Genomic DNA, 19,481 nt, shown 5'->3' on the forward strand with positions numbered 1-19,481 from the left:
GCCGTCCTTTCTGGGGCGGCCTTTTTTGTCCAAAGCCTGACATATATAGTTGCCAACCAGAGAGATTACATGACCGACGCGCCGATACCAGATGATGACAGCCTGACCCGTCGGGGTTACGCCACTCCGCGCGCAGCCGAGTCGATTCTGCTGATCGCATGTGGGGCGCTTGCTCGTGAAATTCTGGATCTCAAGGAACGGAATGGCTGGGATCATATGGCTCTGACCTGCCTACCCGCAATTCTGCATGTACACCCCGAGAAAATCACGCAAGCGGTCGAGGATGCGATCGCCAAACACCGGGATTCATACGACCGAATCTATGTTGTATATGCCGATTGCGGAACCGGAGGCCTGCTGCAGACTGCATGTGAACGTCTGGGCGTCGAGATGATTCAAGGGCCCCACTGCTATTCCTTTTTCGAAGGAAATCTGGCATTTGCCGCACATGGCGACGATGAAACCACTGCGTTTTACCTAACCGATTTCCTCGCCCGGCAGTTTGACGCATTTGTATGGAAACCGCTTGGTCTGGATAGACACCCGGAACTGCGCGAGATGTATTTCGGAAATTACACCAAACTCGTTTATCAAGCACAGGCCGACAACCCGGATCTCACACGTCGCGCACAAGAATGTGCCGAACGGATGGGACTGGAATTCGAGCGTCGGCAGACCGGATACGGTGACTTGGAAACGACGCTTACGGATTGGGCAACACGCAACGCTACATGAAGATCAAGCGCTGGCCAACGCGACCTCGCGAATGCGTTCGATCATGGCACGTAGCCCGTTCGAACGTTGCGCAGACAAGTGCTCCTGCAACCCCAGCCTGGCAAGTTCTCCTCCGGCGTCGACCTTTGGCACATCGGCTACCGGCAAGCCGTTGTAAAGCGTGCGTAATACCGCAATCAGGCCCCGCACGATCAGCGCATCGCTGTCCCCGTCAAATTTGAATTGTCCATTCTCGATGCTGGGATGCAGCCAGACTTGGCTGGCACAGCCGTTCACTTTGGTCGCGGGAACCTTGAACGCATCATCCAGCGGTTCCATCGCCTTACCCTGCTCGATGACATGACGATAGCGGTCTTCCCAGTCTTCCAGAAACTCGAAATCTTCGACTATCTCTTCAAAGGCTGGCGTTGCCATGGCTGGTCTGTCCTTGCGTTACGCGATCACATTTGTGAACTATGCTCAGCTTCCCCTTCTGTCCAGCCCCCAGTGTGGCTTTTCAAGATGCTGAAATTGCGGTAACCCATTGCGGGTAAAGTTGCGCAAAGTGTTGGGTCCATGCACAAATCTCTGACTGTTCTTCTGCTCTCCGCCACTGTTCTTTCCGCCTGTAACAGTTGGAGCAACTCTCGGGCGAACCCATCGAACTGGTTTGGCAGCAGCACACCTGCCCCATCAGAGGTTTCAGCCAGTGACGCAGATGCGTTGGTTCCGCGTCAAAACAACGGTAAAGGCCTGTTGGCGCGGCCAGAAATTGAAGACAATAGCGTTCCAATAGCGGTCATCAACGAATTGCGTGTCGACCCCACACCTTCAGGCGCGATCATATACGCAGCTGGTACAGCCATTCGGCAGGGCGCATATAATGCGCAGCTTGCCCGAGTAAGGTCCGAAGAACTTACCAAGAATGGCATTTTGGAATATACTTTCCGCGTGGACTATCCGGACTATGCAACCGTTCAGGGAAACGAACGCTCTAGAATGGTTTCTGAAGCTGTAAACGTCAGCGCTCAAGAACTGGAAGGCATCCGCATGGTCCGTGTCAAAGGCCAGCAGAACGCGCTAGAATCACGTCGCCGTTAAAGCGCAACCACATCCACAGCTTGCCCCTTGGCTGCCAGCGCAATCTTGCCCTCGCAAAGCTTGAGTGCATCCTCGCCAAAGACCTCGAAACGCCAGCCGGACATGGCTGGAACATCGCGCTCACCAGCGGCGATCTGGTCCAGATCAGCGCTGGACGCAATCAGTTTTGCGGCGACGCCTGCGCTTTCGGTCTTTGATTTCAGCAAAACGCGCAGAAGATCGGCGAGAGCCGGATTCACTTTCAGCTTGTCACGGCTATTGTCTACCTTTGGCAACTGATCTTGCGGGCAGTTCACACCTCTTTTTACTGCCGCCAGGATACCGTCAGCGATCGCCCCTTTGCGGGCCTCTCGCAACAGCAAACGTGATCCACCAAGATCAGAGGGCGTTTTAGGCTTAGTCGACGCCATTTCGATTAGTGCATCGTCCTTGAAAACACGGCTACGAGGCACATTGTTCTCTTGCGCATGGGCTTCGCGGAACTGAGCCAGCTCTTTCACTACAGCCAGAAATTTAGCGGAATTTGTGCGGGTCTTGACCCTGCGCCAAGCTTCTTCCGGACGAATGTCATAGGTCTCGGGCCGTGTTAGAATACGAAGCTCTTCGCCGACCCAGTGATCCCGCTTGCTCTTTTTCAACTCAGTAGACAGATGTTCATAGATTTTCCGAAGATGGGTTACGTCTGCCAGCGCATAGTTTTTTTGCGCGTCCGTCAATGGACGCCGCGACCAGTCGGTGAAACGCGATGTCTTATCAACGCCTTCTCTACATATTTTCCGGACAAGTGTCTCATAACCGACTTGCTCACCAAAGCCACAAACCATCGCGGCAACCTGAGTGTCGAACAGCGGTGTCGGAAAGACGCCAGCGTCGACCCAGAAAATTTCCAGATCCTGCCGAGCCGCGTGGAATACTTTGACAACGCTTTCGTTCCGGAACAGGTCATACAAAGGCTCAAGCGACAAATCCTCAGCCAAGGGATCGACTAGAACAGCACTGCCCTCATCCTCGGACGGCACCGCGAGCTGAACCAGGCAGAGCTTTGAATAATAAGTCCGTTCGCGCAGAAATTCGGTATCAACAGTGACATAAGGATATTGTGCAGCAGCCGCGCAGAAGGCGGCCAGATCTTGCGTCGTAGTCAGGGTTTTCATGCGCGGTGCTGTTCTTGCTTTTGTTTCTTGTGACTGCCCGTGTCGTGCTTGTCCCGAGCGATATGCGACCATAAGACGATTACCCTACGCGTGTAAATCGCCGCGCAGATTCAAGGCAACAGAATTGGGTCTTTGTTGCCCATACAATACCGGCGCAGGACCTCAGGATAGAGTTTGTGTTCCTGTACCAACACGCGAGTGGCAAGTTCCTCTGGCGTATCCTCTGCCCTTACCTCCACGCGCGCCTGTCCCAGAACCGGGCCGTCATCCAGCGCGGCTGTTACTTCGTGAACGGTGCAACCATGTTCGGAATCACCCGCCTCGATGGCGCGGGCATGCGTGTTCAGACCTTTGTACTTCGGCAACAGCGAAGGGTGGATGTTCAGCATTCGTCCTTGGAAGCGAGAAACAAAATCGCCGGTTAGAACGCGCATGAAACCGGCCAAACACACAATATCTGGCTGCGAAGCCAGCAGCGGCTTGAGCAGTTCCGCCTCGAACGCCGAGCGATCTTTACCGAAAGGCCGGTGATCGACGGAGGCAGTCTTTATTCCACGCTCGGCGGCCTTTGCCAGTCCTCCGGCTTCAGGGTCGTTCGACAGCACCAAGCAAGGCCGGCCAGCATGGTCCCCGATCATGCTATCGACCAGCGACAGCATGTTTGATCCGCCACCAGAAATCAGAATCGCGACGCGCTTGTGACTCACAGCAGCTTGCCTGAGTACGCGACGCCGGGTGTTTCGGTGACAGATCCGATCCGGGCAACGGTTTCACCAGTTTCGGACAGCAGTGCTTCCAGTTTGTCTGCTTCCTCAGCCGCGCAGACCACGATCATGCCGATACCGCAATTGAAGGTTTTCAACATCTCGGATTCGGCGATGCCGCCAGTTTCGGCCATCCATTTGAACACAGGCGGCAAGTCCCAAGCGCTCAGATCGATTTCGGCCCCCAGCCCGTCGGGCAATACGCGCGGCAGGTTTTCGGTGAGGCCGCCGCCAGTAATATGAGCAAGCGCATGGATGCCCCCTGCCCGGATCGCCTGCAGCGCCGGTTTCACATACAGCCGCGTGGGGGTCAGCAGAACCTCACCCAATGTTCCGCCACCGAAAGGCGACTCTGCATCCCAGCCCAGCCCCGACATCTCGACCAGTTTGCGCACCAGAGAATAGCCGTTGGAATGCACACCGTTCGAGGCCAGCCCAAGCAGCACATCCCCGTCTTGCACACCCTCGGGCAGGGTCGCGCCGCGCTCCATTGCACCGACCGAGAACCCGGCCAAATCGAAATCGCCATCGGGATACATACCCGGCATCTCGGCGGTTTCGCCTCCGATCAGGGCGCAGCCAGATTGGACACACCCCTCGGCGATGCCTTCGATAATCCGTGCTGCGGTATCGGTGTCCAGCCTACCGGTTGCAAAATAATCCAGGAAAAACAGCGGCTCAGCGCCTTGGCAGATCAGATCGTTGACGCACATCGCCACCAGATCGATGCCCACGCCATCGACAACGCCGGTGTCAATCGCAATCCGCAGCTTGGTGCCCACACCATCGGTTGCGCCCACCAAAATCGGGTCTTCATACCCAGCCGCCTTTAGATCAAACAGAGCGCCAAACCCGCCTAGCCCACTCACCACGCCCGAGCGGTTGGTGCGCTTGGCCGCAGGCTTGATCCGATCGACCAGAGCGTTGCCCGCATCGATATCCACACCTGCATCGGCGTAGGTGATTCCGTTCTTGCCCGCTGTCATGGCCAATCCCTCATGAGTGCTTTGCGCGCGGGTTATTCGATTGTGGGCGATGTTGCAACGGTCAGGCTTGACGCGGGCTGCCATCGTGATACGCAAGGCGCATCGGCGGGCCTGTAGCTCAATTGGTTAGAGCAGAGCGCTCATAACGCTTTGGTTGGGGGTTCGAGTCCCTCCGGGCCTACCACATCACCGCCCTATCACGATATCTGCGCATAAACCGCCCAATTTTTTGCTGCTGCCCAGCCGAAGGATGCCGCCGTGTACACGGGCGATGTCGGCGACGATGGCAAGGCCCAACCCAACACCGCTGCCCTGATTCTGGTTCCGAGCCGGGTCCAGGCGCGTGAAAGGTTTGACCGCCTCAGTACGCTGTTCAATGGGTATACCGGGGCCGTCATCCTCGACCCGGACGCGGATCGATTTCGGCGTCATCGACAGACTAACCTCAGCCCGTGAACCATAGCGGGTAGCGTTTCCAATCAAATTTTCCACCGCGCGACGCATTGCCGACGGGCGCAACGTGGCAGTCCCCTGTCCTTCGACCGATACCAGTTCAACCTGCTGACCAGCACGCTGCGCGTCATCGACAATCTGACTCAGCCAACTCTCGGGTTCGACCGCCTCAGGTGTGCTTTCTGCAGTCCCTCTTGAGAAGTCCAGAAATGCATCTAGTAGCGATTGCATTTCATCCACATCCTGCAACAGCGGGCCTGCCTCATCTTCGGGCAACAATGACAACCCCAGCTTCAGACGCGTCAAAGGCGTGCGCAGATCGTGGCTGACGCCAGACAACATCAAAGTGCGCTGCTCGATCTGCCTTTCGATTCGGGAGCGCATATCAACAAAAGCGTTGCCCGCAGCACGCACTTCGATTGCCCCGCCAGGAGAGTAAGGCACCACGCGGCCCCGGCCGAACGCCTGCGCCGCATCCGCGAGCCGAGTAATCGGCCGCAGTTGGTTGCGCATGTATAAAAATGAGATCGTGGTGATCAACGCCGCAAAGAACACCATCGTAACGATAAGCTGGTGCGGTGCCGTAGGTGACAGGCGTCGTCGATCAAATTTCAATTCCAAAGTGCCAAGATGCGTGCTCAGGTAAAGCCGCACCTCCTGCCCATTCGGCAGTGCGACGTCTTGCATTTGAGGCACCAACACCCGCATTTCAGCATCGACTTGTGGTGCGATGAAATCATACCAACGACGCTTTCCAACCACCGGTTCTTGGTACAGCGGCAGAAAACGAGCCGTCATATTCAATGCCGACAGATCAGGCCGTGCGGCAGCCAGCGCCTGCTGCTGCGTCTCTGCACCCTCCATCACGTTCAATATAAGCGTGACCTCACGGGCTGCCGTTCGCGTCATCTGTGCGGTCACTTCCTCGAGATGCTTTTGCAAAAAAGCGATCGCCACAACCAAGAGTACAACGATGACCGGTAGCACCAGGATAAGTGCGGCGCGCGCGTACAGGCTGCGCGGCATATAGGGTTTGAGCCATTGGGTCGACATGCGCTAAACCTAGCGGGCTGCCTGGACAAGAGGAAGAGGTCAGAATGCAAGCCCCCGATGATTTCAACCCAGTGCCTGGACAAGCTGTGGAACTTGCTCAAGGCCTAAGACGGGTGCTTGCCCCAAATCCCTCACCGATGACATATCGCGGTACGAACACTTACCTTCTGGGTGAAACAGACATCGCCGTCATCGATCCGGGACCGCTGAGCGACGCACATTTGTCGGCGATTCTCGATGCATTACAGCCCAATCAGCGGATCAGCCATATCTTCGTCACTCACACCCATCTTGATCACTCACCCCTAGCTGCCCCTCTTGCTGCCCATACAGGCGCACCGGTTCTCGCTTTCGGAGGACCCCAAGCAGGCCGCAGTGAGGTTATGACGGAATTGGCGCAGAATGGGTTTGCGGGCGGCGGTGAGGGAATCGATATGGATTTTCGCCCTGATATTGAACTGGAAGACTGTGCATGTATTTCTGCGGACGACTGGACGCTTGAAATCATCCACACACCCGGCCATCTCGGCAACCATATTGCGCTCGCCTGGGGCGATGTTTGCTTTACAGCGGATCATGTCATGGGATGGGCCAGTTCGCTGGTCTCACCGCCCGACGGGGATCTGACCGACTTCATGGCCGCCTGCCATCGCCTACGCGCGAGAGAATGGTCAGTCTTTCATCCCGGCCACGGCGCTCCTGTAACTGAACCAAACAATCGCCTGGAGTGGCTGATTCAGCACCGTCTTTCGCGCGAATCTCAGATTCTTGACGAACTGATCAAAGGCCCGGCCACTGCACGTCAGCTTGCACAGCGTATTTATGTAGACACGCCTGGTGCATTGCTCCCAGCGGCGGAAAGAAATGTATTCGCGCATCTGGTCGATCTGACCGGAAAGGCCCAGGTCGCACCCGTTGAGACGCTTTCAGCACAGTCCAAATTTATCAGACTCAGTTAGCGGCAAACTTTTTTCATCAGCAATGCGCTTCCCCTCTGGACGACGAAATTCCGTGTTGTTATACGCCCCTCAGTTCCGGCGTAGCTCAGCGGTAGAGCAGTTGACTGTTAATCAATTGGTCGTAGGTTCGATCCCTACCGCCGGAGCCAATATCCATATGCACTCTCATTGCGCTGACAGATCGTACTAACCTTCCAGAAGTCTATTTTGGTGCAGTTCTGAAACGGCTGAGACGTCTTGTTTTCTGATTGCCTTGTCGCGGTCCATATTGGTGATTAGGACTTAACCCAATAAACGATATTGGCGGATTGTTTAGCTGCAATCGCGTGTACAGGAACAAGAACAAATATGCGCCACGAGTACGAAATAGGGATGCTGTGGGTCGAAGGCCCCCTCAGCTATGTAGAAGTTCTTTGCGCTCAATCTTTCTTAGATGCAGGTCATCATGTAAAACTCTACCATTATGGCCACGTGCAAAATGTGCCGGAAGGTGTAGAGCTTGTTCACGGCGATACCGTACTCGGCAGTGATCGCTTTATCAAACACGGTAGAACAGGTAGCTTCGCGTTGTTCTCTGATGTATTCAGGTATCATCTTCTTCAACAAAATGACCGGATGATCTGGGCGGATCTTGATGCTTATTGTGTCAAGACTTTCAAGTCGGAGACTGGTCATTTCTACGCCCGGGAATCCGACTATCAAATTGCTGGTGGTGTTTTAGGCCTACCTTCAGACAGCGAAGCGCTTGGGCAACTTCTTGAGATGACTGAAGATGAATATGGAATTCCTGAATGGTATCCTGATGAAGAGAAGAAGCGCCTTGAAAACCTAAGAGAGGCTGGAACTCCGGTGCATGTTGGTGATTTACGTTGGGGCGTCTGGGGTCCGCATGCAGTGACTCATTATCTGCAAAAAACCGGAGAATCGAAATACGCTTTTCCAGAAAATTGGCTTTATCCAATAAGTTTTAAAAACCGCCGCTTTTTAATGCGGTCAAAATGGGCCCGTATAGTGCGCCGTGCTGTAACTGAAGATACTTATTCAGTTCATTTCTATGGGCGTAGAGTCCGGCAGTTTTTGGCCACTATAGGAGGCGTTCCTGAACCGGGCAGTTACATGGAACAGTTGTTGACTAAGCACAACATTAACACCGCTGCGGCACCTATTTTTACGCGGCAAGAGCGTGAGGCACAAAAGGCAACTCAGGAAGCAACTCCATCTGTAGAATGAACCTGCAGGTAGCCTTTCCAAGCGACAATGCTTACGTCGATGCTAAGAGAAAACTCACAAGCAAAAACACAGCGTTTTCTTGGCCTTTACTAATTATCTTCAAAAAATAATCTTATCCTCTGGACGATGCCAAAGCTGATTGTTATACGGCGCGGACCGTTCCGGCGTAGCTCAGCGGTAGAGCAGTTGACTGTTAATCAATTGGTCGTAGGTTCGATCCCTACCGCCGGAGCCATTCTTCCCCCGTTTGGCAATCACCCCATCAGCACGTCGCTAAAATCCGCACGCAAGTTCCGCTTCAGGACTTTGCCGGTTGCGTTCAATGGCAGAGCGTCGACGAATACAACTTTGTCTGGCACCTGCCATTTGGCGATCTTACCGTCGAAGAATGAAAGTAAATCCTGCTCGGTCGGCTCTTGGCCTTCCGCCTTCACAGCAACCAAAAGCGGGCGTTCATCCCACTTCGGATGTGGCACACCCACAACCGCCGCTGTCGCCAGTTGAGGGTGCGCGACAGCGATATTTTCCAGCTCGACCGAACTGATCCATTCGCCACCTGACTTGATAATATCCTTCGATCGGTCGCGGATGGTCATAAACCCATCTGGGTCCAATGTTGCCACGTCGCCGGTTGCGAACCAGCCATCCTGCAACAAGGCCTCATCTTGCATGTGGAAATAGCTGTCTAGCACCCAATGGCCGCGCACCATCAGATCACCCTGCGTTTCACCGTCATGGGGAAGGTCGCTGCCATCGTCATCTACGATTTTCAGTTCAACCCCAAAGGGCGGGCGGCCTTGGCTCTCGCGTAGTTTGTGTTGTGCTTCTATGGGCATTTCCAGATGCTTGGCCATAGGATAGTTCGTAGTGCCCAGCGGGCTCATTTCACTCATACCCCAGGCATGGACGGTATCGACGCCATAGGTCTCGCGAAAGGTTTCGATCATCGAAGGCGGGCACGCTGCACCGCCGATAACGGTACGATCCAAGCTTTCCAGTTTGGTTCCACATGTCGCCGCATGCGCCAGAAGGCCCTGCCAGATGGTTGGCACACCCATTGCCAATGTCACGCCATAAGTGTCGATCAGATTAACCAATGCTTCCCCATGCAAACCCGGCCCCGGCAATACCATGCGTGAGCCGGACATGGCGCTGGCATAGGGTGAACCCCAAGCATTGACGTGGAACATTGGCACCACCGGCAATACCACATCCATCGCGGAATAGCCGATCACATCACGTGTGTTTGACGCGAAACTGTGCAGCAAAGTCGAACGATGCGAATACAGAACACCTTTGGGGTTTCCTGTTGTGCCCGATGTGTAGCAAAGGCTAGAGGCGGTATTCTCATCAAAACTGGGCCACGCGTAATCCACATCACCGGTTTCAATCAACTCGTCATAGAAAATCAGACCAGGGACCTGAGACAACGCGGCCTCATCTCGTGCCCCCATCAGCACGAAATGCTGCACCTCGGTCAGATGCTCCTGAAGCGCGGCGACCAACGGCAGGAAAGTTGCATCAAAGAACAGAACCCGATCCTGCGCGTGGTTGATGATATAGGTCAGTTGCTCAGGGAAAAGACGCGGATTGATCGTGTGACAGACGAAGCCCGCGCCGGATACGGCATAGTAGATCTCAAGATGGCGGCGGTTATTCCAGGCCAGTGTGCCCACTCGATCCTGCGGCTGTAGCCCAAGATTCATAAGCGCCGAAGCCATACGGCGGGCGTTCTGCGCGATCCCCGCCCAGTTGGTCTGGGTCACGGTTCCGTCCGTCTCGACCGATATTATCTCGGTCTGTCCGTGATAGCGTTCGGCGTGATCAATCAGCGACGAAATCAGCAAAGGCTGCGTCATCATCTGTCCCAGCATGGACAATCCTCCCATCTTCAGCGCTTGGCCGCGCCCTTCTACATTGGCAGAAACCCTGCCAAGATTTTAATTGTCTGACAATAAGAGAGTTTGGCTGAGTGCCGTGTCAACCTCGATGGCGTAGCGCGTACTCTACCAGACCGGCTGTCGAACCATCCTTGCCTTCGGTGCCAACTTCGCCATCGACAATGGGCCCCAGAGACGTCGCCAGTTCTTTGCCCAGCTCAACGCCCCATTGATCGAATGAATTGATGCCGAGCAACACGCCTTCGACAAAAACCCGATGCTCGTACAGCGCAATGATCTGGCCCAGCACATATGGCGTAAGCTGCGGATATATCAGGGTTGTTGATGGGCGATCCCCCGAGAACACACGGTGGCGCGCCTGACGCTCCAGCTCTTCGCCGGTCAAACCTTTATCCACCATCCGCGCGCGGGCTTCATCCAATGATCGGCCTTGCATCAGAGCCTCGGACTGAGCCAGGCAATTGGCCAGAAGCAGACGATGATGATGGGCCAATTCAGGCTCATGCCCATTGGCTGCCACCATGAACTCGCACGGGATCACGTCAGTGCCCTGGTGAATCAGTTGATAGAATGCGTGCTGTCCATTGGTGCCAGGCTCGCCCCAAACCACCGGACCTGATGGCATGGCCAACGCACTGCCGTCCATTGCGACAGATTTGCCGTTCGATTCCATTTCAAGCTGCTGGAAATACGCTGGAAGCCGCAGAAGGCGCTGATCATAAGGCAAAACCGCACGGCTGGCGTAACCCAAAACCTGCCGATGCCAGACACCGACAAGCGCCAACATGACCGGCATGTTTTCAACCCACTTCGCCGAGCGGAAATGCAGGTCCATCGCCTGCCCACCTCGCAGAAAAGCATCGAATGCATTTGAGCCTACAGCGATCATCACCGGCAATCCGACCGGGCCCCAGACCGAATAGCGTCCGCCCACCCAGTCGGCGAAACCGAACACGCGCTCTTCGGGGATGCCAAATGCAGCTGTCTTATCCACCGCGCTCGAAACGGCAGCGAATTGCTGCGACGGGTCTCCACCTCCATCCACCATCCAAGCCCGCGCCGTCCGCGCGTTGGTCATGGTTTCGATGGTGGTGAAGGTTTTCGAGGCCACAATGACGAGCGTGCGCGTCGGGTCGAGCATGCGCAACGTGTCGGCGATATGCGCCCCGTCCACGTTCGAGACGTAATGCAACTTTGGACCATCGTGATACGGTGCCAGGGCATGTGTCGCCATGACCGGACCAAGATCCGAGCCGCCGATGCCGATATTCACAACATCCGTAAAGCTGCCCCCTGCCCCCTTGATCGCCCCGCCGCGCACCTCTTCGGCAAACACGCGCATCCGCTGCAATGTTTCCAGAACGTCTGGCATCACGTCCTGACCATCCACCTCGACCGGACCGCCATCGAGGTTGCGCAACGCCGTATGCAGTACCGCACGCCCTTCGGTCTCGTTGATCTTTTGGCCCGCAAACATCGCAGTCCGGCGATCCGCCAATTTGGCCTGGTCACAGAGTTGAATAAGTGCAGAGCGAATGTCGTCGTTGATCTGAGTTTTAGAGTAATCAAACAACAAGTCGCCGCTGGACGTGGAAAAACCCTCGGCCCGGTTTGAATCTGCATGGAACAGATCAAGTATTCTGCGATCACCGATCAATTTAGCCAGAGATTTCAGTTGATCCAATTGCATGGTGACTACTCCGCCCAGTGGACAGTCATGCCGGTTAGCACGGCCGCGATAGGCGCCTCTTCTGGCGGTAGTGACATGGCGCGATCCAGCGCATCGCGCTTGGATTCTCCGAAGATAATGAGGTGTTTTGATAACGCACCTTCGAGCACGGGTGCGGTCAGTGTTATTCTCGCCTCGGGTTGCACGTCTGTCCTTGCCACCGCAAGTGTGGGCGCGTGGCTGTCCAGCGCGGCAGTCAGGCCCTGCATCCCAGGAAAAAGAGAGGCCGTGTGCATATCCTCACCCATGCCAAGAACCAGAACCGACAGAGGCAAGACGGGAGTGATCAGGCTCTCGATCTCAGGCAGAACCGCCTCGGGCTCATGACCTGCGACAAACAATGGCAGGTACTGCGCGACAGAAGCGCGATTGGTCAATAGACGCTCGCGGATCAGCCGCTCGTTCGATCGTTCTTGGTCTCCCGGTACACACCGCTCATCTGTCGGCAACACGCGCACGCGATCCCACTCAAGATCAGCCGCGCATAACACATCAAACACCGGCCCCGGGGTGGTGCCTCCGGGAACGGCAAGCGAAACAACATCGTGGTGCAACAACGCTGACTCAAGGTCTCCGGCCAGTGCATTCGCGACATCAATGGCCAGCATGTCACGGTCTGCATATTCTTTAATATTCATGGGTTTATTCCTTGCCAGCGGCGGTGATCTCTCTTCATCAGCAGTTCGGCGTCGCCCGGGCCAGTGCTGCCATTTTCATAGGGTTTGGGCACGTCACCACGCGCCTGCCAGCCCGCAATGATCGGGTCGGTCCAGGCCCATGCGGCCTCGACCTCATCACCGCGCATAAACAGGGTCTGGTTGCCGCGAATGACATCCATCACCAGCCGCTCATAGGCGTCTGGCGGGTCCTGATTTTCGGGTCCAAGCGCCTCGGCAAAGCTCATGTCCAGCGGAACGTCGACCAGCCGCATCCCACCCTGCCCCGGCTCTTTGATCGTGACTTTCAGAGTAATGCCTTCGTTCGGCTGCAACCGAATCGAAAGCGCATTTGCGTGACGCCCCGCCTCTTCGCCGAAAATCGAATGTGGCGCATCCTTGAACATCACATTGATGACCGACGACCGCGCCACCAATTCCTTACCAGTACGCAGATAAAATGGAGTGCCGGCCCATCTCCAGTTGCTGATATGCGCGCGCAAAGCCACATAACTCTCGGTCGTGGACCGGTTGTTACCCACAACCTCGCGATACCCCCGACCCTGTTTTCCACCGGCAAACTGTCCCCGAACAATGTGGTGCGGTTCAACCGGGTCCAGCGCACGGATCACCTTGAGCTTTTCGTCGCGCACCGCATCCGGGTCAAACTTTGCGGGCGGTTCCATCGCGATCAGACACAAAAGCTGCATAAGGTGGTTCTGCATCATGTCGCGCATGGCACCTGCACGCTCGTAATACTCTTCCCGCCCATCGATGCCGACAGTTTCCGCAACGGTGATCTGAATGTGATCCACGTACTGGCTGTTCCACAATGGCTCGAACAACATGTTGCCGAACCGGACCGCCATCAGGTTTTGTACCGTTTCTTTGCCCAGATAGTGATCAATTCGATAGATTTGCCCCTCATCAAAATGCGACGCCAACGTTGCATTCAAAGCGCGCGCACTTTCCAGATCGTGCCCAAACGGCTTTTCAACAACGATCCGGGTCTGAGGGGTGGCGAGATTATGAGCTCTGATCCGCTCGGCCAGCGGACCAAACAGTCTGGGACCCACCGAGAAATAGAACGCTCGGATTCGATCCGTGCTCAGCAATTCGGACAATGGAGCCCACCCGTCTTCGGACAAGGCATCCAGCGGAACATAATTTATGCGCTGCAGAAAACCTTTTACCGCCTCCGGGTCTTTAGACCGTTTTGGCGCATACTGACGCAAAGATTCGGCAACTATATCCCGAAAGGATTCAACGGTCAGCGCACCCCGTGCCGCGCCTATGATCCGTGCGGCCTCGGGCCATTGTCCGGCGCAGTAACGCCGAAACAGAGCCGGAACGATCTTGCGCTGCGCCAGATCGCCGGTTCCGCCGAATATGACCAGATCAAATGGGTCAACGGGTATGACGCGAGAAACCATGGCTTTTCCTTACCTTACCAGCCGTGGCATGTCCAATGTTAGCGCAATCAAAATGTCGAAATCTTCGAACATCAAAACTCTGTCAGCAGGGTGTCAACGTACTTAACTAAACCGGCACAAACGATTAAGTCAGTTTGGTAAATGCACAAAACCGGATGCCGGAATGAAAGACAACGCCACTCAGGCTGCAAATATCGGGAAGTTTCAAAACAGTTTGGTGACAGCGGACGGGCAAACACGCGCGTCTGTTGCGTTATCCAACCCGGAAACGTTGTGGTTCAATACCGGCACGCTGTGCAATATCGAATGCGTCAACTGTTATATCGCCAGCAGTCCCACCAATGACGCGCTGGTTTACATCACAGCAGATGAGGTTCGCGCTTATCTGGATCAGATTGAAGAACGCCAGTGGCCAATCCGCGAGATTGGCTTTACCGGCGGTGAGCCCTTCATGAACCCTGAAATGATCGAAATGATCCGCGCAGCGCTTGAACGCGGCTACGAGGTTCTGATTCTGACTAACGCCATGCAGCCGATGATGCGTCGCACGATGCGCGAAGGGTTGCTAGAGCTGCAACGTGACTATGGCGGCAAGCTGACACTGCGCATTTCGGTCGATCACTACCGCCCGGAATTACATGATGAAGAGCGTGGAAAGGGTAGCTTTGCCAAGACGCTGATCGGTATGGAATGGCTGCGGGATAACGGCTTTAAGATAGCGATCGCCGGGCGTACCGTGTGGGGAGATTCTGACGCCGACAGCCGTGCAGGCTATGGCGCATTTTTTGCAGAACATGGCTTTGACATCGATCCTCAAGACCCGGGTCAAACCGTGCTGTTTCCAGAAATGGATGAATCCGTAGAAGTGCCTGAAATCACCACCGCTTGCTGGGGAATTCTTGATAAATCTCCAGATGCCGTGATGTGTGCCAGCTCGCGCATGGTGATTAAGCGCAAAGGCGCAGAACGTCCGGCGGTTTTGGCATGCACGTTGCTGCCATACTCACCTGAATTCGAAATGGGCGAAACCTTGGCCGAGGCCGAAGCCGACGTGCATCTAAACCACCCGCACTGCGCCAAGTTCTGCGTTCTTGGAGGGGCCAGTTGCTCCGGTTGATCAGTTAAGTTCGGGTGATTTCCAGAATTTTGTACCTGAGGCTCCCGCTGACACCCGCCACCCCTTCTTGCTCAGAACAAAGAAGGATCGGCCATCGGTAAAGCGCAGCGTGTCTCCCGCGCGATCCTCACCATACATTGCGCCCGTCTCCGCCGTCGCGTCGTAGCCGTGATCAATAAAATTCTCTAGATCCGCTGGGGTTTCGAACAGGATCACGAACTTGGTTTCAAAGCCCCCGATCCCAATAGCTCCGCCAACCCCCCCGGTACCCATGTTCATATAGGTGTGTTGTCCTGTGTCTTTTGAAACGGCCACACCGCGCCCATAACCTGCAGATACCGGAAAAACCGTCACCTTGCGCGAGTCAAAAACCGCGTATCCAGCGCAGACATCGTATAGTTCTTGTGCCTGTGGATTCTCGGCAAGTAGTTGATCAAGAATTTCGCCCGCCATCAAATCCAACTTGGCACGTGTCTCTTCAGGCGTGGCCTCGTTTCTTAGCAGTTCCGAAGTCGAATCAATGGTTTCGTCGACGGCGTTCGCACCTTTCTCGATTGTGTTACCAACACCTTCTGCACCGCGACCTATCGCGTTCGCAGTATTCTCAGCCCCCTTTTTGATCTTATCTAGAACCCCTTCGGCGATGGCAGGACCGGTCAGGAAAACCGCAGCGGCGAGGATAAGATATCTGGGCATAGAGTGATTCCGTGTAAGACCATCAGTTTGGTCATTACATTATCTCAATCGCGACATTTGAGAACCGGACTTTCGATTCCTGAAAGGATATCCGACGCCCGATTAGTTCACACGAAACTCTCCAACCATATTCCGCCATTCGCCCGGAGCGATCATCTTTCGATGTGTGAACCGAACAGAATGCAGCGGTCCTTCAATTTCTTTTTGCCAGAATTCCACGAATTCAAAAAGTTTGGGGTGATCCGGGGCAAGATCATAATCCTGCCAGATAAACGTATTCAGAACGTGTATGTAATCGGGCATGTGATAGAAAAATTCTGCGGTTGTCAGCCCGTACCCTTTCAACATGAGTTCGGTTTCGTTTTGCGCCATCCAGACCTCCAATTTTGTTGCAAGGTCTTCTCAGGGTAACACGAAAATCACCTAATACTTAGATAACAATATGTTACTCTACTGTTACCGGGCTAATTTGGCCACAAGACGGTTGCTTGCTTGCACCTTATATGCCGGGTCTGATAAGGTGCATCCACAAGATATAGATCAAAAACAAGACACGGGCAGCCTACGTGAGCGATACGCCAGAAATACCTGAAAACATGGATGAAACACCGCCCGAGCGCCCCGTTTATGACGGCCCGACGGTATCCATCGAATCCGAGATGCGCACGTCCTATCTGGACTATGCCATGTCGGTCATCGTGTCGCGCGCCATTCCCGATCTGCGCGATGGTTTGAAACCAGTGCACCGCCGCATACTGTATGCAATGCACGAAACCGGGAACACGCACGAAAAGGCCTACCGCAAATCGGCCCGCCCGGTCGGCGACGTGATGGGTAAGTACCACCCGCATGGTGATAGTGCGATCTATGACGCGCTGGTGCGGATGGCACAGGATTTCTCGATGTCGCTGCCGCTGCTGGACGGTCAGGGCAACTTTGGCTCGATGGACGGCGATAACCCGGCTGCCATGCGTTATACCGAAGTTCGGATGGACAAGCCTGCCGCGTCCCTGCTGGCCGATATTGAAAAAGAGACGGTCGATTTTCAGGACAACTATGACGGCAAAGACAAAGAGCCGACCGTCCTGCCCGCCCGTTTCCCAAATATGCTCGTCAACGGTGCCGGCGGTATCGCTGTGGGTATGGCAACGAACATCCCTCCGCACAATCTGGGTGAAGTGGTTGATGCAACTCTGGCGCTGATCGATGACCCGGATTTGACCTCGGAACAGTTGATCGAATACGTCCCCGGACCCGATTTCCCGACCGGCGGCGTAATGCTGGGCCGGTCCGGCGCGCGCAAAGCTTATCTGGAGGGCCGTGGCAGCGTCATCATCCGTGCAAAGACCCGTGTCGAGGAGCTTCGTAAGGACCGCTACGCCATCGTTGTCGATGAGATCCCCTATCAGGTGAACAAAGCCGCGATGATCGAAAAGATTGCCGAGGCCGTGCGTGAGAAGCGGATTGAAGGTGTGTCCCATGTGCAGGACGAATCCGACCGTAATGGTGTGCGCGTTGTCGTCGAATTGAAACGCGATGCAACACCCGAAGTGGTGTTGAACCAGCTCTATCGTTTCTCACCGATGCAAACTTCTTTCGGCTGCAACATGCTGGCCTTGAATGGTGGTCGCCCCGAACAGCTGACTTTGCGCCGCTTCCTGACGTCCTTCATCGACTTTCGCGAGGATGTGGTTGCACGTCGTACTGCGTACGATCTGCGCAAAGCACGCGAACGCAGCCATATCCTCTGTGGTCTAGCGGTCGCTGTTTCCAATGTGGACGAAGTGGTCGCCACGATCCGCTCGTCTGCAGACGCGGCACAAGCACGTGAAAAGCTGATGACCCGCCGTTGGCCGGCGGCTGATATCGAAGGCTATCTGCGTCTGATCGACGATCCTCTGTCAAAGATGAACGACGACGGCACCTATAACCTGACCGAGGTTCAGGCCCGCGCCATCCTTGAGCTGCGCCTGCAGCGGCTGACCCAACTGGGCGTCAAGGAAGTCACGGACGAGCTGGAGCAGCTGGCCGCCAAGATCAAGGAATACCTGGATATCCTGTCGTCGCGCGAACGCATCATGTCGATCATCGGCGATGAGCTGCGCGACGTGCGCGAGCAATTCGCCGTGCCCCGCCGCACCGAAATCGTCGACTGGTCCGGCGACATGGAAGACGAGGACCTGATCGAGCGTGAGGACATGGTCGTGACCGTCACCTCGGGCGGATACATCAAGCGCACCCCACTGGCTGATTTTCGCGCCCAGAAGCGCGGTGGCAAAGGTCTGTCAGGCATGCAGACCAAAGAAGAAGACGTGGTCACTACCCTCTTCGTGGCGAATACCCACACGCAGTTGTTGTTCTTTACAACGGATGGCATGGTCTACAAGCTTAAGACTTGGCGACTGCCGCAATCGGGGCGGACTGGCAAAGGCAAAGCCATCGTCAACATTCTGCCGATCCCGACGGGTGTATCCATTGCTGCAATTATGCCGGTGGATGTCCCGGATGAAGAATGGGAAAACCTGCAGATCATCTTCGCCACCAGTGCGGGCACTGTGCGGCGCAACCGTTTGTCAGATTTCACCAACGTCAAGCGCAACGGCAAGATCGCCATGAAGTTCGAAGAGGATCACGCCGACACCAAGTTGATCAACGCTCGTATCTGTTCCGAAGATGATGATGTCATGCTGGTCACCAGATCTGGCCGCGCAATCCGCTTCCCAACAACAGATGTACGGGTGTTCAACAGCCGGTCGTCTGTTGGTGTACGCGGTGTACGTCTGACCGGCGATGATGAGGTGGTTTCGATGTCGGTCATCCGCCACTTCAACGCCACCTCGGATGAACGGGCCGCTTACCTTAAAATGCGCCGCCTTATGGCCGGTGTCACCGATGAATCCGAGACGGAAGAAGATGAAGGTAACGCCGACAGTGTGCTGCCTCAGGAACGTTATGCCGAGATGTCGGCTGCCGAGAACCTGATCCTAACCATTACGGCAGGGGGCGCGGGCAAGCTGAGCTCAAGCCACGATTACCCGGTTCGCGGACGCGGCGGTATGGGCGTGGCAGCGATGGACAAGGCCATGCGCGGCGGTAAATTGGTGGCATCCTTCCCCGTTGATATTGAAGACCAGATCATGCTGGCCACCTCAAAGGGTCAGTCGATCCGGGTGCCGGTTGATGGGATCTCTTTCCGCTCCCGCAGCGCGGGCGGTGTGAAAGTCTTCAACACGGGCAAGGGCGAAGAAGTCGTCAGTGTTGCCTGGATTGCAGACCAGGGTGATGAAGAAGCCGGAGAGTGAAGGATCGAGAAAGAAATCGGGTGAGTTAAGCTCGGTTTCTTTGGTCTAAACCTTCCAATTACCGCTCTGCGGACTTTTCAGTCATTCAGTCGAAACGTGTGAAGGCAGAAGAATGGATCAAGTCGTAAGATGGGCAATTTGCTCGCAGTCACAATGGGTGTTGCAAGAGCGATCCAGGCCGAACCTATTCGGGTACACGTAACCATCGAACTGAAGCTTGTCACACGAACCGC

Annotated in this window: 17 protein-coding genes and 3 tRNA genes; 9 read left to right on the forward strand and 11 right to left on the reverse strand. The window is 55.3% G+C overall.

The window, feature by feature from the left end:
- The first annotated feature begins 69 nt into the window (after positions 1-69).
- Positions 70-735: a DUF1638 domain-containing protein gene (locus tag ACR0KN_RS03890; protein WP_480651491.1), complete on the forward strand. Its 666-nt coding sequence runs from the start codon at positions 70-72 to the stop codon at positions 733-735.
- A 3-nt stretch (positions 736-738) separates the two neighbouring features.
- On the opposite strand, the gene ACR0KN_RS03895 is transcribed toward ACR0KN_RS03890, so the two are convergent.
- Entirely contained in the window at positions 739-1,149 is a 411-nt protein-coding gene (locus ACR0KN_RS03895) for a SufE family protein (protein WP_010440293.1), read from the reverse strand.
- Between the two features lie 141 nt (positions 1,150-1,290).
- On the opposite strand from ACR0KN_RS03895, the gene ACR0KN_RS03900 reads away from it, so the two are divergent.
- Positions 1,291-1,815, forward strand: coding sequence for a hypothetical protein (locus tag ACR0KN_RS03900; RefSeq protein WP_010440294.1), 525 nt, complete (start codon positions 1,291-1,293; stop codon positions 1,813-1,815).
- Here the strand turns inward: ACR0KN_RS03900 and rnd are convergent.
- The 3 genes from rnd to purM form a co-directional block, all read right to left on the reverse strand.
- A complete protein-coding gene (gene rnd, locus ACR0KN_RS03905; RefSeq protein ID WP_480651494.1) occupies positions 1,812-2,969 on the reverse strand; it encodes a ribonuclease D in 1,158 nt (385 codons plus the stop codon). The two genes, ACR0KN_RS03900 and rnd, sit on opposite strands and share 4 nt — an antisense overlap.
- A 110-nt stretch (positions 2,970-3,079) precedes the next feature.
- Positions 3,080-3,676, reverse strand: a complete 597-nt coding sequence (gene purN, locus ACR0KN_RS03910) for a phosphoribosylglycinamide formyltransferase (protein WP_480651496.1) — start codon at positions 3,674-3,676, stop codon at positions 3,080-3,082.
- On the reverse strand, positions 3,673-4,719 hold the full coding sequence (gene purM, locus ACR0KN_RS03915) for a phosphoribosylformylglycinamidine cyclo-ligase (RefSeq protein WP_480651498.1): 1,047 nt from the start codon (positions 4,717-4,719) through the stop codon (positions 3,673-3,675). The genes purN and purM overlap by 4 nt, the downstream gene beginning before the upstream one ends.
- A gap of 107 nt (positions 4,720-4,826) precedes the next feature.
- On the opposite strand from purM, the gene ACR0KN_RS03920 reads away from it, so the two are divergent.
- A tRNA-Ile gene (locus ACR0KN_RS03920) sits at positions 4,827-4,903 on the forward strand.
- A gap of 2 nt (positions 4,904-4,905) precedes the next feature.
- Here ACR0KN_RS03920 and ACR0KN_RS03925 read toward each other — a convergent pair.
- Positions 4,906-6,225, reverse strand: coding sequence for an ATP-binding protein (locus tag ACR0KN_RS03925; RefSeq protein ID WP_480651500.1), 1,320 nt, complete (start codon positions 6,223-6,225; stop codon positions 4,906-4,908).
- A gap of 44 nt (positions 6,226-6,269) precedes the next feature.
- On the opposite strand from ACR0KN_RS03925, the gene ACR0KN_RS03930 reads away from it, so the two are divergent.
- The 4 genes from ACR0KN_RS03930 to ACR0KN_RS03945 all read left to right on the forward strand — a co-directional run bounded on the left by ACR0KN_RS03930 (position 6,270) and on the right by ACR0KN_RS03945 (position 8,649).
- On the forward strand, positions 6,270-7,184 hold the full coding sequence (locus tag ACR0KN_RS03930; RefSeq protein WP_480651502.1) for an MBL fold metallo-hydrolase: 915 nt from the start codon (positions 6,270-6,272) through the stop codon (positions 7,182-7,184).
- 74 nt (positions 7,185-7,258) lie between these two features.
- A tRNA-Asn gene (locus ACR0KN_RS03935) sits at positions 7,259-7,333 on the forward strand.
- Between the two features lie 199 nt (positions 7,334-7,532).
- A complete protein-coding gene (locus ACR0KN_RS03940; RefSeq protein WP_480651504.1) occupies positions 7,533-8,414 on the forward strand; it encodes a hypothetical protein in 882 nt (293 codons plus the stop codon).
- A gap of 160 nt (positions 8,415-8,574) precedes the next feature.
- Positions 8,575-8,649: transfer RNA gene (locus tag ACR0KN_RS03945), tRNA-Asn, on the forward strand.
- Between the two features lie 19 nt (positions 8,650-8,668).
- On the opposite strand, the gene ACR0KN_RS03950 is transcribed toward ACR0KN_RS03945, so the two are convergent.
- From ACR0KN_RS03950 to zwf, 4 genes are all read right to left on the reverse strand, one after another.
- Positions 8,669-10,288 carry a long-chain-fatty-acid--CoA ligase gene (locus ACR0KN_RS03950; RefSeq protein WP_480651506.1) on the reverse strand — a complete coding sequence of 540 codons (1,620 nt, stop codon included), beginning with the start codon at positions 10,286-10,288 and terminating at the stop codon, positions 8,669-8,671.
- 106 nt (positions 10,289-10,394) lie between these two features.
- Positions 10,395-12,005 carry a glucose-6-phosphate isomerase gene (pgi, locus tag ACR0KN_RS03955; protein ID WP_170539980.1) on the reverse strand — a complete coding sequence of 537 codons (1,611 nt, stop codon included), beginning with the start codon at positions 12,003-12,005 and terminating at the stop codon, positions 10,395-10,397.
- 5 nt (positions 12,006-12,010) lie between these two features.
- A complete protein-coding gene (pgl, locus tag ACR0KN_RS03960) occupies positions 12,011-12,682 on the reverse strand; it encodes a 6-phosphogluconolactonase (RefSeq protein WP_480651508.1) in 672 nt (223 codons plus the stop codon).
- Positions 12,679-14,133 carry a glucose-6-phosphate dehydrogenase gene (gene zwf, locus ACR0KN_RS03965; protein ID WP_480605905.1) on the reverse strand — a complete coding sequence of 485 codons (1,455 nt, stop codon included), beginning with the start codon at positions 14,131-14,133 and terminating at the stop codon, positions 12,679-12,681. Before zwf ends, pgl begins: the two co-directional genes overlap by 4 nt.
- Before the next feature lie 163 nt (positions 14,134-14,296).
- Between zwf and ACR0KN_RS03970 the strand changes: the two genes are divergently transcribed.
- Positions 14,297-15,250 carry a radical SAM protein gene (locus ACR0KN_RS03970; protein ID WP_480651511.1) on the forward strand — a complete coding sequence of 318 codons (954 nt, stop codon included), beginning with the start codon at positions 14,297-14,299 and terminating at the stop codon, positions 15,248-15,250.
- On the opposite strand, the gene ACR0KN_RS03975 is transcribed toward ACR0KN_RS03970, so the two are convergent.
- Together ACR0KN_RS03975 and ACR0KN_RS03980 are read right to left on the reverse strand one after the other, a co-directional pair.
- Positions 15,251-15,946 (reverse strand): lipid-binding SYLF domain-containing protein, encoded by a 696-nt coding sequence (locus ACR0KN_RS03975; RefSeq protein ID WP_480651512.1) that lies wholly within the window; start codon positions 15,944-15,946, stop codon positions 15,251-15,253.
- Between the two features lie 102 nt (positions 15,947-16,048).
- The gene (locus tag ACR0KN_RS03980) at positions 16,049-16,318 is read right to left on the reverse strand and encodes an usg protein (protein ID WP_170470617.1); all 270 of its coding nucleotides are present in this window, start codon (positions 16,316-16,318) and stop codon (positions 16,049-16,051) included.
- 224 nt (positions 16,319-16,542) lie between these two features.
- Here ACR0KN_RS03980 and gyrA point away from each other — a divergent pair, with 224 nt between their 5' ends.
- The gene (gene gyrA / locus ACR0KN_RS03985) at positions 16,543-19,248 is read left to right on the forward strand and encodes a DNA gyrase subunit A (protein WP_480651770.1); all 2,706 of its coding nucleotides are present in this window, start codon (positions 16,543-16,545) and stop codon (positions 19,246-19,248) included.
- The last annotated feature ends 233 nt before the right edge of the window (positions 19,249-19,481 follow it).

The sequence above is a fragment of the Ruegeria sp. AP7 genome, from assembly GCF_056539905.1.

Bases quoted from the DNA above. Each gene is read 5' to 3' on its own strand.
- purM (WP_480651498.1), bottom strand. From the start codon at position 4,719: ATGACAGCGGGCAAGAACGGAATCACCTACGCCGATGCAGGTGTGGAT.
- ACR0KN_RS03900 (WP_010440294.1), top strand. From the start codon at position 1,291: ATGCACAAATCTCTGACTGTTCTTCTGCTCTCCGCCACTGTTCTTTCC.
- rnd (WP_480651494.1), bottom strand. From the start codon at position 2,969: ATGAAAACCCTGACTACGACGCAAGATCTGGCCGCCTTCTGCGCGGCT.
- ACR0KN_RS03890 (WP_480651491.1), top strand. From the start codon at position 70: ATGACCGACGCGCCGATACCAGATGATGACAGCCTGACCCGTCGGGGT.
- zwf (WP_480605905.1), bottom strand. From the start codon at position 14,133: ATGGTTTCTCGCGTCATACCCGTTGACCCATTTGATCTGGTCATATTC.
- gyrA (WP_480651770.1), top strand. From the start codon at position 16,543: ATGGATGAAACACCGCCCGAGCGCCCCGTTTATGACGGCCCGACGGTA.
- ACR0KN_RS03925 (WP_480651500.1), bottom strand. From the start codon at position 6,225: ATGTCGACCCAATGGCTCAAACCCTATATGCCGCGCAGCCTGTACGCG.
- ACR0KN_RS03895 (WP_010440293.1), bottom strand. From the start codon at position 1,149: ATGGCAACGCCAGCCTTTGAAGAGATAGTCGAAGATTTCGAGTTTCTG.
- pgi (WP_170539980.1), bottom strand. From the start codon at position 12,005: ATGCAATTGGATCAACTGAAATCTCTGGCTAAATTGATCGGTGATCGC.
- ACR0KN_RS03940 (WP_480651504.1), top strand. From the start codon at position 7,533: ATGCGCCACGAGTACGAAATAGGGATGCTGTGGGTCGAAGGCCCCCTC.
- ACR0KN_RS03975 (WP_480651512.1), bottom strand. From the start codon at position 15,946: ATGCCCAGATATCTTATCCTCGCCGCTGCGGTTTTCCTGACCGGTCCT.
- pgl (WP_480651508.1), bottom strand. From the start codon at position 12,682: ATGAATATTAAAGAATATGCAGACCGTGACATGCTGGCCATTGATGTC.
- ACR0KN_RS03980 (WP_170470617.1), bottom strand. From the start codon at position 16,318: ATGGCGCAAAACGAAACCGAACTCATGTTGAAAGGGTACGGGCTGACA.
- ACR0KN_RS03970 (WP_480651511.1), top strand. From the start codon at position 14,297: ATGAAAGACAACGCCACTCAGGCTGCAAATATCGGGAAGTTTCAAAAC.
- ACR0KN_RS03930 (WP_480651502.1), top strand. From the start codon at position 6,270: ATGCAAGCCCCCGATGATTTCAACCCAGTGCCTGGACAAGCTGTGGAA.
- ACR0KN_RS03950 (WP_480651506.1), bottom strand. From the start codon at position 10,288: ATGCTGGGACAGATGATGACGCAGCCTTTGCTGATTTCGTCGCTGATT.